Source organism: Dankookia sp. P2, from assembly GCF_050632255.1.
Taxonomy (GTDB): Bacteria; Pseudomonadota; Alphaproteobacteria; order Acetobacterales; family Acetobacteraceae; genus Paracraurococcus.
This window is the reverse complement of record NZ_CP192581.1, coordinates 5,721,482-5,734,828: the sequence shown is the minus strand read 5'-3', so window position 1 is coordinate 5,734,828 and position 13,347 is coordinate 5,721,482. Positions and strand designations below refer to the sequence as shown.

Sequence of the window (13,347 nt, the reverse complement as noted above, 5' to 3'; positions counted from 1 at the left end):
TTCCAGGCACCCCGCAGCGGTCCGGCCTGAGTTGGCCCTCAGCCCTTCTTCACGTTCCAGAACAGCGGCATGCCGTTGAGCACGTTGCTGATATTGGTGCGGTAGGCCCAGGGCTGGAGGTAGGAACCAACCGGAATGTAGGGCACCTCCTGGAAGGCCTCGAGCTGGATCTCGCGGGCGATCCGCTGCTGCTCGGCCAGGTTCGGGGCGTCGAACCATTCGCCGCGCAGCGCCTCGACCTTCGGCATGGTCGGCCAGCCGAACCAGGCATTCAGCCCATTCCCGCGCAGGCCGAGATGGCCGGCCGGGCTGAAGAAGTCGAGCCCGGTGAAGAAGGTGAGGAAGATGTTCCAGCCGCCCTGGTCGGGCGGGTTCCGGTTCGCCCGGCGGGCGACGACGCTGCCCCAGTCGGTCGAGACATAGTCGACGTTCATCCCCGACTTCTGCAGCATGTCGAGGCAGACCTGCGCCAGGGCATTCAGCGAGGGGAAGTCGGTCGCGCCCATCAGCACCACCTTCTCCCCTTGTAGCCGGCTGCGGTCAGGTCGGCCTTGACCTTGGCATAGTCGCGCGGCCCGGTCAGCGGGGCGAGGCCGGCATCGGAGGCGAAGGGGGTACCGGGCGGGAAGAAACCGACATTCTCCTTCCACATGCTTTTGTCGGTGCCGATCACCGCCGTCATGTAGTCGGCCTGGCTGGTAGCTCCGAGCAGGGCACGGCGGATGGCCGGGTTGTTGAAGGGCGGGTGCAGGTGGTTGAAGCGGCACAGGCCGAGCAGGCCGGTCGGATCATAGGTTTCGACCTTGACGCCGCGGGCGCGCTTCAGCAGCGGCAGCAGGTCGGCGGTCGGCTGCTCCCACCAGTCCATCTCGCCGGACTGCAGCGCATTGGCCGCGGTCGAGGCGTCGGGGATGACATTCCACTCGACCCGGTCGAAATTCACCACCTTGGGACCCGAGGTCCATTCCCGCGGCGCCGCCTTGGCGCGGCAGGTAGTCCGGGTTTCGCTCATAGACCAGCTTGCTGCCGGCGATCCGCTCATCCGCCTTGAAGCGGAAGGGGCCGGAGCCGACCATCTCCTTGATGGCGGTATTGGCGTCGGTCGCCGCGACGCGCTCCGGCATGATGAAGCAGACAGGACTGCCCGGCTTGGCCAGCGCGTCGAAGAGTAGCGCAAAGGGCTTCTTCAACCTGAAGGTCAGGGTGCGGTCGTCGGTCGCCGAGAGGTCCTCCGTCGCCAAGGCCAGCGCCTGGCCCATGGCGTCGCGCTGCCACCAGCGTTTGATGCTGGCCACCGCGTCCTTGGCCAAGACCGGCGCGCCGTCATGAAATTGGAGCCCCTGGCGCAGGGTAACGGTTACCCGCTTCCCACCATCCTCCACCACGTGCCCTTCGGCCATCTGGGCTGCGCCCTGAACTGCCCGTCGATCCCATAGAGCGTGTCGTAGATCAGGAAGCCATGGTGCCGGGTCACATAGGCGGTGGTCAGAATCGGGTCGATCACCGCTAGGTCCGCCTGCGGGATGAATCTCAGCACCCGTCCGGCGGCCGGTTGCGCCAGCGCTGGGGCGCCGAGCGACAGGGTTGCCGCCCCTGCCGTCCCAAGAAGGAAGCTACGACGATCCATGATTTGGTCCCTAGATAGTGACGCCGTTGCAAGGCAAGCCCGATCCGTCGCAGTTGCGCAAGAGGGTTGGGTCCTCACCCCCACGGCGCCGGGGCCTCGGTTCCTGGCCGCCCGCATCTGACGCCCCTTGCCGGACACGCCCACCCTCGAGCCTGGGACACCGGCTGACGTGCCCAGCGGAGTTCGGTCCATTTCACGCCGTGGAACGTGACGGCCATCTCGGCAATGGAAGGCGATGGCTGCCGTCTCGTCACCGCGGCGTGGTTTGTTTCGCCGCTCCCGGACCGGTAGATCATTGTCATCCGAGATGCATGACATGACCGCCGCCCCCATCACCGAGAGCACTGATATCCCGGTCTGGGCCGCGCGACTTGGCCCCGAACGTGCCCGCGTCGCAGTTGAAGCTGCTGCGCTTTGGCGTGGTCGGGATCGCCGGTTTCGTGGTCGACTCCGGCATGCTGACCGTAGCGATCGCGCTCGGGCTCGGGCCGTGGCTCGGCCGCGTGCTGTCCTACCTAGCCGCGGCCACGACGACGTTCGCACTCAACCGTGCATGGACGTTTCGTGGCACGGCAAGCAAAAGCCCGGTCCAGCAGTGGGCGCTTTTCCTCGCGGTGAATTGGTCGGCTTCGCCTTCAACTACGGCACCTATGCCGCCCTGATCGCGTTCGTCCCATTGGTGGCGGCGGCCCCCGTGCTGGGTGTCGCCGCTGGGTCCCTGGCGGGCCTGTTTGGGAACTTCGTTCTCTCGCGGCGCTTCGTCTTTGGCCAGGGCGGCAACGGCCGTCCGTCCCGCAACTAAAGGACGGCAAAGGCCATGCCCCAGCATCGATCCACCCGGCTGTTCCAACGGCCAGCCCCCCATCCGGGACTGCGCGCATGCATGGCATGAGCCAATCCGAACACGGCACCAAGGACTCCGCCCATGCTGCCGGCAGTGGCCGATGCGGCTTGGCCTGGCTTTGCCGGTGTCCGGTTGCCTGAGCCTCTACGTCGGCCGCGCCGACTGCCCCGTCCAGTCTCGCCCACCCTGCTTGCGGCGCTGGTCGCCGGGCTGGATGCGCTCGCCGTCATCCTCTCGGGGGTCATCCTGCAATATGTCCCGCTGGAGCGCGGTTCGCCCTCACCGCAGTTGGTCGCTTTCTTCGCCGCGCTGACCATCAGCTTGGCCGGGTTCGGCGGTGGCTATGCTCATGCGGCGCTTTTCGGAGGTCGCCGGGCGATATCCGCCGCCTTCGGCGCGCTGGTCATGGGGGGCAGCGGGTTAGCCGCTGCAGCACTGGTGCTCGGCGCGCCGGTCACCTTTCGGCCCGGCGCCGCACTGCTGTGGCTTGGTCTTGCGGCGCCGATGCTGTTGGCCGGGCGCCTCGGTTCGGCCGCCGCCTTCCGTGCTATGCCGCAGGTCACGCGCCAGCGGGCCGTACTGGTCGGCAATGGCCCGCAAGCGGCTCGTTTCGCCGCCAGCATTGCCGGCCGGCACGACCAAGGGGTCGCGCTGCTCGGTCTGGTGGACAATGATGCGTCAGCCGCTGTCGGTAGCGGCGGACTGGCCTATCTTGGCCCGGTGACCGCACTCGACGGCATGATCCGCCGAGGCGAGGTTGATCAGGTCATCCTCTGCATGCCCTGGGCGGAAGAACGTCGGGTGCGCGACATGCAGGCCTTGCTGGCCGATTACCCGGTGGACGTCTGCCTCGCCCCGGATCTGCTGGCCTATCGGCACAACGCAGCAGAGGCGCCTCGCTTGCTGCGGCTGGCGGACCGGCCGATCCGCGGTTGGGCCGCCGTGGTGAAGGTGATCGAGGATTATGCGCTGGCGCTCGGCGCCCTTGCGATCGCGGCGGTGCCCATGGCACTCATCGCGCTGGCCGTGCGGCTGGACAGCCCGGGCCCGGCGCTGTTCCGGCAGAAGCGCACCGGCTTCAACAATCGCGACTTCTACGTCCTCAGATCCCGCACCATGTACCACGATGCCGCCGACCATTCGGTCAGGCAGCAGGTCATGGCCGGCGACCCGCGGGTTACCCGCGTCGGCGCCATCCTCCGGCGCACCTCGCTCGACGAACTGCCGCAGATCTTTAACGTGCTGCGCGGTGAAATGTCCTTCATCGGTCCGCGTCCGCATGCCCCCGGCACCCGCGCCGGCGGCCGCCCTTTCGAGGAGGTGATGGCCCGCCATGCGGCGCGGCACCGAGTGAAGCCGGGCCTGACCGGCTTGGCGCAGGTGCGCGGCTGGCGGGGACCGACCGAAACCGAGGACAAGCTTATTCGACGCGTCGAAAGCGATCTGGAGTATATCGAGACCTGGTCGCCCTGGCTCGATCTCGTGATCCTGGTGCGGACCCTGCTGGCCGTTGCGCGGATGCGCAATGCCTGCTGAGACCACGTCCCGCCGGAGATTCCGCTTGCCCGATACCCTGCCGCAGACTGTCCCGGGATTCGATCCGGATCAGCACCGCCCGGCGCCGCGCGTCGCCGTGCTGGTGCCTTGCTACAACGAGGAGGTAGCGATCCCCCGCGTGGTGGAGGCCTTCCGGGCCGCCCTGCCCGAAGCCGCTATCTATGTCTATGACAATAATCCGAAGGATCGGACGGTGGAGGCGGCACGCGCCGCCGGCGCGATCGTCCGCACTGAGTCGCTGCAGGGCAAGGGCCATGTAGTTCGCCGGATGTTCGCCGATATCGAGGCCGACATTTATGTGTTGGTTGACGGCGACGATACCTACGAGGCTGCCGCTGCCCCGCGTATGGTCGCCAAACTGGTTGACGAGACGCTGGACATGGTGACCGGCATCCGGATCAGCGATATCCAGGAAGCTTACCGGCCTGGCCACCGCTTCGGCAATCTGATGCTGACCGGGATGGTGCGGACCATCTTCGGGAACCGCATCACCGACATGCTCTCGGGCTATCGGGTCTTCTCCCGCCGGTTCGTAAAGAGTTTCCCGGCACTGGCGGCCGGCTTCGAAACCGAGACTGAGTTCACCGTCCATGCGCTCGAGCTTGATGCTGCCGGTCGGCGAGGTCGAGACGGCCTATAAGGACCGGCCGGCCGGCAGCACCTCGAAGCTGCGGACCTTCTCGGATGGCTGGCGCATCCTCAAGGCCATCATCGCCCTGGTGAAGCGTGAGAAGCCCCTCCCCTTCTTCTCCTGGATAGCCGCGGCGCTGCTGCTCGTCGGGCTCGGCTTCGGCACCCCGGTAGTCTGGGGAATCCCTGGCCACCGGCCTGGTGCCGCGGCTGCCGACCGCGGTGCTCGCCATGGGCCTCGTCTTGCTGTCCTTCCTGTCCTTCGCCTGCGGGATGATCCTCGACACCGTCACCCGCGGCCGGATGGAGGCGAAGCGGACCGCCTACTTGGCGATCCCGGCGCCCGATTTCGAAGGAATCCGACCGGGATGAGCCTGCCCGCCTATCCGCCGCCGCGGCACATCGCCGGGGCCATTGGTCCGGTCGAATCGGGTTACGATGCCGATGTCATCATCCTGGCGCTTGACCGGGCGGAGGACACGGTTGCGGCGATCGCCTCGGCCCGGGAGCAGCTGGGCATCGCCAAGCACATGTCTGGGTGGCCGACCAGGGCAGCCGGCCGGAAAACTTGGCATTGCTGGCTGCGGCGGTGGAAGGGGCGAAGGACGCCACCCTGGTGCAGCTCGATCGCAATTGGGGCGTCGCCGGTGGGCGGAATCGGGCGACGGCGCTTGGCACCGGGCGGTGCGTCTTCGCGCTGGACAACGACGCCGAGTTCGCCGGAACAGACACCCTCGCCCAAGCGGCGCAAGCGTTGGTGGCCGAGCCGGATCTCGCCGCCATAGCCTGCCGCATTCTGGTCTTCTCCAGCGGCGCCGATGACCTCTCTTCCTGGGGTTACCCCCGGGCTGCTGCCGCGATCGGCCGAGAGCTTCGATGCAGTGACCTTCGTCGGCGCGGGGCATGCCATTCGGCGGTCCGACTTCGAGGCAGCAGGCGGCTATGACGATGCGCTCTTCTTCTGTTGGGAGGAGTTCGACTTCGCTCTTCGCGCCATCAACATGGGGCGCCGTATCCGTTACCGCGGCGACATCGCGGTCCGCCACAAGGTCAGTGGGGAGCGGCGTTTCGCCTGGAACGGCACGCGCTGGTACCATTTTGTCCGGAACCGTATCTATATTGGCCTGAAATACGGCGCCGGCCTCCGCTCACTGCTGCCTCGCTTCCTCGCTTATCAGGTGAAGGGGGCCCGCAATGGAGTGCTGGCCCAAGGGTTGCGAGCCGGGCCGGCGGCGCTGCGGCTGGCGCAAGCGTTCACGCCAAATCCAGAAGAGGCGGCGCTCTACCGGCTCAGCCAAGCGGCACGCGACTATCTGGCAAAGAACGACACCGCGCATCGCGGTGGGCTGCCCCGGCGGGTCCGGGCGGAACTCCTCGCCGCCCTGCCTGGCGCCGCGACGCGGTAGGATCCACAGGGCGGAACCAGCCGCAGTCGGGGCTGGTGGAGCCCAGGTCTTGCGCAGCGCCGCGAGCTTCTTCAATGTGGCTCGCGGCGCGCCCGGGCTTCATCCCGCAAAAGTCGTAGCACCGCCGGACTATCCACCAGATAGCGCCGCGCCAAGCGCCGTGGATCCTGTGCCAGGCGCCAGGCCCATTCCAGACCAGCCCGCTGAACCGGTCGCGGTGCGCGTCGCTCGTGTCCGGAGAGGAAAAGCAGGCTGGCGCCGATGCAGAGGCCGGTGCCACGCGCCCGGCCCCGCTGCGTGACTGCGTGCGCCACCATGCATTGCCGCGGCGAGCCAACCGCAAGGAAGGTAAAGCGCGCCGGATGTTCCTCGATGAAGCGGATCGCCTGCTCCATCGACTCCGGGTGGCGCTCGAAGCCCATGGAGGGATTGAAATGGTGTACGTGTCGCAACTTCCAGCGTTGCGCCAGGGCACCTACCGCTTCCGGCTCCATCCCGAGAATGGTGACCGGCTCTTCGGGAGTGATCACCTGCCGCACCAGATGAGCTGTCAGGTCGCTGCCCGGCACCACTGCGGGGGCCGGCAACCCCGCGGCCTTGGCCGCCCGGGCGACGACCCGGCTGTCCAGCAGGCGGAGCATGGCATCGGCATAAAGCGGTCGCAGTCGAGGCTGCCGCTGTATCCGGACCAAGTGGTCGGCATTCGGGGTCACGACATAGCCGAAGGGGGCATCCGCCGGGCGCGCAGCCGAGCCAGCCTATGACCGCGCCGAGAGACATGTCGGCGAAGTCCAGCCCCAATAGCGGGCGGGTCGGGACGCCCGCTTGCCCCTGGTCAAAGGGCAACGCGGAGCCGGACCTGGAAGAGGTTGCGATCGAATTCTGACAAACCATTAGTGGCTTCGAAACGACGGGAATAGGCATAAGTTCCGACCACCGAGAGATTGCGGTTGATCAGGTAACGCGCGGTCGCGGTAAAAACACCGTCGAAGGCGGTCTGGTTTGGACTCTGGTACTCACGGTAGTCGGCACGGAAATCGGCGCTGAGAATAATGTTGCGCTTCAACTCATGGTCGACGCCGACGGCGCCCAGGGTTCGGTAGAAGCTGACCGCGTCCACGCGGATTGACTCTCGATGGTCCGGGCGACGTTCAGCCGGACCGTGGTCAACAGGGTCGGCGCCCAGGTCAATTGGCCTTCCACGGCAGGCCCGGCAAAGTTCTTCAGATCTGGATCCTTGTAATCGCGCTCCCGCCAGCCAAAGGCGATGCGCCCTTGCCAAACTCCGTCGAAATCGTAGGTGAAGCCGCCCAGCACCTCCCAGGTGAAGCTGTCGCGACCCTGCGATGCCTGTTTCTGGTAAGTTGATGTCCTGAACCCTAAATATAACGTTTGCGTAGCGTCCTTGGGAGAAGGCATAGCTAGTGCCAAGTGCCCCGATCGTCGTGTCGAAATCGTTCAGCGAGACGCGATTCGGCACGCCCCCGATGACCACATCCTGAAACCGATAAGTGCGGTGCATCCCGGTGCCGAGCAGGCCGACACGGCCGAACTGGGTCGTGCCGCTGACCTGGAACTCGTCGGAGTCATACGGCACCGGCCGTGTGATACCTGCCGACTGCACGTCAACGCTATAGACATCAAGGTGGTCACGGTAATGCCGGTAGCGAGCCTCGGTATTGGTTCTGGCATCAAAATCGTAGCGGCCATAGCCGCCGAGATCCCAATCGACCCAATTATACCCGTTATTGGTGAAGTACTGCCGGCTGTCCATGTTGCCCGAAATACCGACGCCGTGCCGGGTCCAGTCACTGTCGAGCGTGACCGCAGCCGCCTCGTCCATAAAGCCGTCAGACTTCTTGTTGGTCTTCGTGCCTTCAAGGTTGCTGTCATACCCCGGCCCGCCATCAATCTGGCCATTGAGGGTGAAGCCGCCAAGGCGAACGCCGAGCGGGTTATAGTCTCGCCGCTGCCGCGATGTGACGGTTACGCCACGTTCGACGTCCTGGCGCGAGATACCACTATCCGCCTGCGCGGCCGCCTCCGACAGCGGCAACCCGCCCAGGAAAACTGCGCCGGCGATCCAGGCTGGAATCCTGCTCACCATCCACCCCCCAAATCCCACGGGGGGCTTGCTACCATAGCGGCGGCGGCGGCGCGACAAATCGCAACGATCACGTTCTGTCGCGCGGGCAAAAGCAACCCGGCATGTGTCTTGGAGATCGGCCACCCCGGTCACTAATCCGCGCCAAGGCGCGATAGGGTCGCCCATAACCACCCAGTTAGGTTACACTCTCATATGGTTTGGTCGTTTGGGCTTGCAATTGCGGCCGCCGCGCGCGCGTATTCGGCCCGTCGTCTCCCCGCGCTATGGTCGCACGGGGCGGCCCCTGTTCGCGCCACACGGTGTCACGCACCCGCCGGGCGGCAGCGAACCTTGGCGCTGCCCGTATGGGCAGCCCGATTCGGAGCCTAAACATGGCCACGACTACGACATTGCGGCCGGAACCGTCCGGTCCGACTGAGCTACCACATACCCAGAGCCAATCGGCTCGCGATCTCGACATTTATGTTGCGGGGCGCCCTTCCGAGGAGCGCGTTCTGGACCTGCTGGCTTTCGCCCTCGCCACCGAAGCCGGCCATCCCACGACGCCCGACGGCATCGAGCGGTCTCGCCAGGCTGCCGCGGCGGCGCTCAGTGACCATGCATTCCGCTATCTCCACAACTCCATCGACAGGATCCGCCGCGAGGCAGCGGCAGAGCAGCTTGCCAAGCTGTCGCGGCCGCCCGGCTTCGGCACCATCCTGCTGGCTAATCTTGTCGCACTGGCCCTGGCCGGTGGGCTGGCCGCCTGGCTGGCGCTCCACCCCGCAACCCTGGCCGGCCTTGCCGGCCTTCCTCGCAGGCTGACGCATGTCCTATGCACGGATTGCCGGGCCTTCCGCCGGCTTTGAGAATGCCACCGTCACCCCGCTGCAACGGGCGCTGCGTGCCTGCCGCAAGCAGTTCCTCCTCGTCGGCGTCTTCAGTGGTGTGGTCAACCTGCTGCAGCTCACCACCTCTATCTACATGATGCAGGTGTTCGACCGCGTGCTCGCCAGCCGCATCCTCGACACGCTGTATTTCCTCTCGCTCATCGCCATAGTCGCCACCCTGGTGCTCGCGCTGTTGGAAGCCGTGCGAGGTCAGGTGATGCAGCGGCTGGCGGCATGGGTCGAGCAGCGGGTTGCCCCCGAAGGCTTCGTCCGCGCACTAGAGAGCACCTTGCGCGGGCGGCCCTACCGGATGGAGGCCCTGCGCGACCTCGCGGTCTGCCGCGGGTTTTTAGGCTCGCCGGGCGCGCTGTCGTTGTACGACGTGCCCTGGGTGCCGATCTATCTCGGTTTTATTTTCATGCTGCACCCGGTCATGGGCTTCATCGCCCTGTCCGGCGCGGTGATCCTGTTCGGCCTGACCCTGACCAGCGAGCTCTCGACCTCGAAGCTGCTCCGGGAGTCCAACATCGCCGCCATGAACTCGCAGCGCCGGGCCGAGAGCATCACTCGCAATGCCGAAGTGATCGACAGCATGGGCATGCTGCCGGCGGTTATCGGCCAGTGGCGTGAATCCGTCGCCGCCATGACGGTGCCGCAGCAGCGCGCCGCGGACCGCGCTGCAATGCTCGTCGCGGCCACCAAGTTCTTCCGGCTCGCGGTGCAGATCGCCATCCTTGGTGTCGGCGCTTACCTGGTGCTGCAGCAGGAGCTGACCTCGGGCGCCTCGATCGCCGGCTCGATCATCATGGGCAGGGCGCTCGCCCCGGTTGAACAGCTGATCGGCGGCTGGAAGCAGCTCGTACAGGCGCGGCAATCCTTCCGCCGGCTACAGTCCTTCCTGACCGAGCCGCGGCTGCGTCCCGCCGGCATGCCGCTGCCGGAGCCGACCGGGCGCGTCACCGTGGAGCGGGTCTCCTACGCCTTCCCGGGCCAGAGCGCGGCCTTGATCAAGGGCGTGAACTTCTCCCTACAGCCCGGCGAGAGCCTGGCGGTGATCGGTCCCTCAGCGGCCGGCAAGACCACGCTGATCCGCCTGCTGATCGGCACCCTGGCACCCTCCGCCGGCACCGTCCGGCTGGACGGCGCTGATGTCTACCAGTGGATGCGGGAGGATTTCGGCCGCCATGTCGGCTACCTCCCGCAGGATGTCGAGCTGTTCGACGGCACCGTCTTCACCAATATCGCCCGCATGGCCGATGCCGAGCCGGCCGCGGTCTACGAGGCGGCCAAGCTCGCCGGCTGCCACGAGATGATCCTCCGTCTGCGGAATGGCTACGACACCCAGATCGGCGATGGCGGCCAGCACCTCTCCGGGGGCCAGCGCCAGCTGGTCGGCCTCGGCCCGGGCGATGTTCGGCCGGCCCAAGCTGATCGTGCTCGATGAGCCGAACAGCAACCTAGACGGCGACTCCGAAGCGGCCCTGACCATGGCAATGGAGCGGCTCAAGGAGCAGGGCACCACGGTGATCCTGGTCTCCCATCGGCCAACCCTGGTCCAGGGCGTCGACAAGGTGCTGTTGCTGAAGGATGGCGCGCTCGAGATGTTCGGCCCGCGCGCCGAGGTGCTCAAGCGCCTGATGAATCCCCGCCCGACCGAAGTGGCCCCGCCGCAGCCCAGCCAGCGCCTTGAGGGGAGTGCCGCCTGATGAGCGTCACCACAGAAGCCCAGACCGCCCTCGCCCCGGCGGCTCCGCGCGCGCTGGCGCCGTTGCCGAGGCATGATTTCGGCTCAAACCTACCGCCCTTCCCGTCCCATCCGCTACTGGATACGGCAAGGCCGCGAACTCGTGCGCCGATGATATTCGGCCTCGTAGTGTTCCTGGTTTTTGTCGTCGGCTTTGCAATCTGGTCGGGCTGGGCGCCGCTGGCGGAAGCCTCCGTCGCGCCGGGCACCATCAAGGTCGAAGGCACCCGCCGGACGATCCAGCATCTGGAAGGTGGCCTGGTGAGGGAAATCCTCGCCCGCGACGGCGCCAAGGTGAAGGCCGGCGACGTCATCATGCGGCTCGACCCGGCGCAGTCAGACAGCGTGCTCGAGATGCAGCGGGCGCAGCGCTGGGCCCTGCTGGCGCAGGATGCCCGACTGGAGGCGGAAATCGGCCGTGCCGCCCAGATCACCTTCCCCGAGGACCTGCGGAACAGCCCCGACCCGCGCGCCATGGAGGCGGTGACCGGCCAGCGCGCCCTGTTCGAGGCTCGGCAGGCGAACCCTGAACAGCCAGGTCCAAGTGCTGCATGCCCGCATCGACCAGCAGTTGGGCTTCATCTCCGGCGCGAAGGGCCAGCTCAACGCCACGCGGCAGCAAGCTGGTCTTCGCCAAGCAGGAAGAGCAGATGCGCCGCAGCCTGGTGTCCCAGGGGCTCGGCCGGCTGCCCGAACTGCTGGCGCTCGCAGCGCGCGACGGCGTCGCTCGAGGGCACGATCGACGACCTGAACGGCCAGATCGCCTCGGGCCAATGCCTCGATCGACGAGGCCCGCAAGCAGATTCAGACCACCCTCGACCAGCGTCTGGCCGAGGCCGCCACCGACCGTCGAGACGTTCGCTCCAAGCTGACGGACGTGGAGGAGAAGCTGCGGGCGGCGGTCGACATCTCCGCGCGGCGCGACATCATCGCCCCGGAGGACGGCACGCTGGTCAACCAGAAGGTCTTCACCGTCGGTGCCGTGGTCAAGCCCGGCGACACGATCTTCGACCTGGTCCCGGCGAAGGACCGCCTGGTGGCCGAGGTGAACGTCCAGCCGATGGACATCGACGTCGTCTATCCCGGCCTGCGCGCTGAGGTGAGATTGCCGGCCTTCAAGCAGCGGCTGGTGCCGTTCCTGCACGGCCATGTCACCTGGGTCGCCGCCGACGTTACCAGCAACGAGCAGACCCGCCAGCAATACTACCGGGCCTATGTCCTGATCGATCCGGACCAGCTTCGCGCACCTGCCGAACGTGTTCCTGACACCCGGCATGCCTGTGGAAGCGCATATCCAGATCGGTGAGCGGACCTTCTGGCGTTACATCACGCAGCCGCTGCGCGACAGCTTTAGCCGCGCCTTCCGGGAACAGTAGCCAGGCCCGGCCGGGCGGCGGCGCCTCGCCGCCCGGCACGACGCCTTGCACATGACGATACGAAGCACCATCAGTAGTGCGATCCGAGCTCCGGAGCCGATGACATGACCAGTGGCCCCACGCTTTTCTGCGACGGCATCCTCGACGGCAGCGTCACCTTCGGGGTAGCACGGCTTACGCTCGCCCAGACCGGGCCAGACGGCAAGCTGACCGCCGCGGGACAACTCGTCGTCCCGCTGGTGCAACTGCCGGGGCTGGTGAATGGCCTCGCCGGTTTGTTGAAGCAGGTCGAGACCCGGATGCGGGAGCAGCAGGCCCAGCAGCCCGCCGCCGAGACGCCCACGGACGTTCCGCCGCCCGCAAGCGCCTTCCGCTTCGGCTGACCCCCGAGGTCGTGCTGCAGCATCTTCTTCCGCGCCTTCCCCGCCGCCGTCTCCTTGCTGCCGCCCTGCTCACATCCCCCCGTATCAGCGCAATCGGGCGATCTCCGCACCCGGTTAGCGCGCCTACGTTGCGGCGCTAATCTCGAACGCTGGTACGCGGTCGCCCGCGATAACCATCCTCGCCGCCTCGGCCGTGGCTGGTGGCAGGATTTCCGCGCCGCCGGCTTCGACCATGTGCGGATGTTCGTCCCCGGCGGCGGCGGCGGCAGCGAGCTTCTCGAGCAGTTCCAGCAGGCCATCGGGGATGCCAACGCCGCCGGACTACCTGTGCTCTTCGGCCTCAACGACATCGTCCAGCAGAATACGCCGGAAGCCGAGGCGTGGGACAAGCTGGCGTCCCGCGCCCGCTTCTTCGCCAACCGCACGGACCCGGAGATGGTCGCCCTCGCGCCATTGAACGAGCCCGCCTTCGAGACAACGGCCGCCTGGCGACCGGTACGCGACCGGATGCTGGCGGTTCTGCGCGCCGCCGCGCCGCGCCACCTGCTGACCTGGGGCGGGCGGGAGTGGAACAGTTTGCGTTCCCTGCTGGAAATCGCCCCACCAACCGATCCCTGGACCATTGCGGAGGTCCATGACTATGGCGGCGGGCAAACCGCGGAGGTGCGGAAGCGCTTCGCCGATGCCGCGGCTTGGCGGGACCGCTACCGGATCCCGGTCTTGGTCACCGAGTACAATGGTAAGGGCGGCGGCCAGGCCGACCGCGCCACCTGGACGCAGGACCTTCGACAAGGGCTGCCAGCA

The 13,347-nt window shown here is 66.9% G+C and carries 12 protein-coding genes and 4 pseudogenes; 12 read left to right on the top strand and 4 right to left on the bottom strand.

From position 1 onward, the window contains the following. Positions 1-38: 38 nt before the first annotated feature. Positions 39-1,627, bottom strand: a pseudogene (locus tag ACQ86J_RS34055) (ABC transporter substrate-binding protein). A 371-nt stretch (positions 1,628-1,998) separates the two neighbouring features. Here ACQ86J_RS34055 and ACQ86J_RS34050 point away from each other — a divergent pair. The 5 genes and pseudogenes from ACQ86J_RS34050 to ACQ86J_RS34030 all read left to right on the top strand — a co-directional run bounded on the left by ACQ86J_RS34050 (position 1,999) and on the right by ACQ86J_RS34030 (position 6,064). Further along, positions 1,999-2,289, top strand: coding sequence for a GtrA family protein (locus tag ACQ86J_RS34050; RefSeq protein ID WP_431268985.1), 291 nt, complete (start codon positions 1,999-2,001; stop codon positions 2,287-2,289). 263 nt (positions 2,290-2,552) lie between these two features. Then, positions 2,553-4,007 (top strand): exopolysaccharide biosynthesis polyprenyl glycosylphosphotransferase, encoded by a 1,455-nt coding sequence (locus ACQ86J_RS34045; RefSeq protein ID WP_431268984.1) that lies wholly within the window; start codon positions 2,553-2,555, stop codon positions 4,005-4,007. A 97-nt stretch (positions 4,008-4,104) separates the two neighbouring features. Beyond that, a pseudogene (locus ACQ86J_RS34040) lies at positions 4,105-5,030 on the top strand (glycosyltransferase family 2 protein). A gap of 166 nt (positions 5,031-5,196) precedes the next feature. Then, positions 5,197-5,604: a glycosyltransferase gene (locus ACQ86J_RS34035; protein WP_431268983.1), complete on the top strand. Its 408-nt coding sequence runs from the start codon at positions 5,197-5,199 to the stop codon at positions 5,602-5,604. Beyond that, positions 5,540-6,064, top strand: coding sequence for a glycosyltransferase family 2 protein (locus tag ACQ86J_RS34030; RefSeq protein ID WP_431268982.1), 525 nt, complete (start codon positions 5,540-5,542; stop codon positions 6,062-6,064). Before ACQ86J_RS34035 ends, ACQ86J_RS34030 begins: the two co-directional genes overlap by 65 nt. Positions 6,065-6,135: 71 nt before the next feature. Here the strand turns inward: ACQ86J_RS34030 and ACQ86J_RS34025 are convergent, their stop codons facing one another. Together ACQ86J_RS34025 and ACQ86J_RS34020 are read right to left on the bottom strand one after the other, a co-directional pair. Continuing rightward, the gene (locus ACQ86J_RS34025) at positions 6,136-6,705 is read right to left on the bottom strand and encodes a WecB/TagA/CpsF family glycosyltransferase (RefSeq protein WP_431268981.1); all 570 of its coding nucleotides are present in this window, start codon (positions 6,703-6,705) and stop codon (positions 6,136-6,138) included. A gap of 194 nt (positions 6,706-6,899) precedes the next feature. Continuing rightward, positions 6,900-8,171, bottom strand: a complete 1,272-nt coding sequence (locus ACQ86J_RS34020) for an outer membrane beta-barrel protein (protein ID WP_431268980.1) — start codon at positions 8,169-8,171, stop codon at positions 6,900-6,902. Between the two features lie 344 nt (positions 8,172-8,515). Here ACQ86J_RS34020 and ACQ86J_RS34015 point away from each other — a divergent pair, with 344 nt between their 5' ends. The 4 genes and pseudogenes from ACQ86J_RS34015 to ACQ86J_RS34000 all read left to right on the top strand — a co-directional run. Further along, positions 8,516-9,019, top strand: a complete 504-nt coding sequence (locus tag ACQ86J_RS34015; protein WP_431268979.1) for a hypothetical protein — start codon at positions 8,516-8,518, stop codon at positions 9,017-9,019. Next, on the top strand, positions 8,979-10,484 hold the full coding sequence (locus ACQ86J_RS34010; protein ID WP_431268978.1) for a type I secretion system permease/ATPase: 1,506 nt from the start codon (positions 8,979-8,981) through the stop codon (positions 10,482-10,484). Before ACQ86J_RS34015 ends, ACQ86J_RS34010 begins: the two co-directional genes overlap by 41 nt. After that, positions 10,450-10,746 carry a hypothetical protein gene (locus ACQ86J_RS34005; RefSeq protein WP_431268977.1) on the top strand — a complete coding sequence of 99 codons (297 nt, stop codon included), beginning with the start codon at positions 10,450-10,452 and terminating at the stop codon, positions 10,744-10,746. The genes ACQ86J_RS34010 and ACQ86J_RS34005 overlap by 35 nt, the downstream gene beginning before the upstream one ends. Then, positions 10,746-11,099: pseudogene (locus ACQ86J_RS34000) on the top strand (hypothetical protein); the annotation flags it as partial. The gene ACQ86J_RS34005 and the pseudogene ACQ86J_RS34000, both read left to right, overlap by 1 nt. A 21-nt stretch (positions 11,100-11,120) precedes the next feature. Here ACQ86J_RS34000 and ACQ86J_RS33995 read toward each other — a convergent pair. Continuing rightward, complete coding sequence (locus ACQ86J_RS33995; protein WP_431272772.1) at positions 11,121-11,390, bottom strand: hypothetical protein; 270 nt, start codon at positions 11,388-11,390, stop codon at positions 11,121-11,123. Between the two features lie 271 nt (positions 11,391-11,661). On the opposite strand from ACQ86J_RS33995, the gene ACQ86J_RS33990 reads away from it, so the two are divergent. The 3 genes and pseudogenes from ACQ86J_RS33990 to ACQ86J_RS33980 all read left to right on the top strand — a co-directional run. Next, positions 11,662-12,090 (top strand): HlyD family efflux transporter periplasmic adaptor subunit, encoded by a 429-nt coding sequence (locus ACQ86J_RS33990; protein ID WP_431268976.1) that lies wholly within the window; start codon positions 11,662-11,664, stop codon positions 12,088-12,090. 174 nt (positions 12,091-12,264) lie between these two features. Continuing rightward, positions 12,265-12,543: a hypothetical protein gene (locus tag ACQ86J_RS33985; RefSeq protein WP_431268975.1), complete on the top strand. Its 279-nt coding sequence runs from the start codon at positions 12,265-12,267 to the stop codon at positions 12,541-12,543. A gap of 240 nt (positions 12,544-12,783) precedes the next feature. Further along, positions 12,784-13,332 (top strand): annotated as a pseudogene (locus ACQ86J_RS33980) (glycoside hydrolase family 5 protein); the annotation flags it as partial. Between the last annotated feature and the right edge of the window lie 15 nt (positions 13,333-13,347).

What these genes read in the sequence shown, in the direction of transcription:
- ACQ86J_RS34015 (WP_431268979.1), top strand. Translation starts at nt 8,516, where the DNA reads ATGGGCAGCCCGATTCGGAGCCTAAACATGGCCACGACTACGACATTG.
- ACQ86J_RS34010 (WP_431268978.1), top strand. Translation starts at nt 8,979, where the DNA reads ATGTCCTATGCACGGATTGCCGGGCCTTCCGCCGGCTTTGAGAATGCC.
- ACQ86J_RS34025 (WP_431268981.1), bottom strand. Translation starts at nt 6,705, where the DNA reads ATGCTCCGCCTGCTGGACAGCCGGGTCGTCGCCCGGGCGGCCAAGGCC.
- ACQ86J_RS34045 (WP_431268984.1), top strand. Translation starts at nt 2,553, where the DNA reads ATGCTGCCGGCAGTGGCCGATGCGGCTTGGCCTGGCTTTGCCGGTGTC.
- ACQ86J_RS34005 (WP_431268977.1), top strand. Translation starts at nt 10,450, where the DNA reads ATGTTCGGCCGGCCCAAGCTGATCGTGCTCGATGAGCCGAACAGCAAC.
- ACQ86J_RS33985 (WP_431268975.1), top strand. Translation starts at nt 12,265, where the DNA reads ATGACCAGTGGCCCCACGCTTTTCTGCGACGGCATCCTCGACGGCAGC.
- ACQ86J_RS34020 (WP_431268980.1), bottom strand. Translation starts at nt 8,171, where the DNA reads ATGGTGAGCAGGATTCCAGCCTGGATCGCCGGCGCAGTTTTCCTGGGC.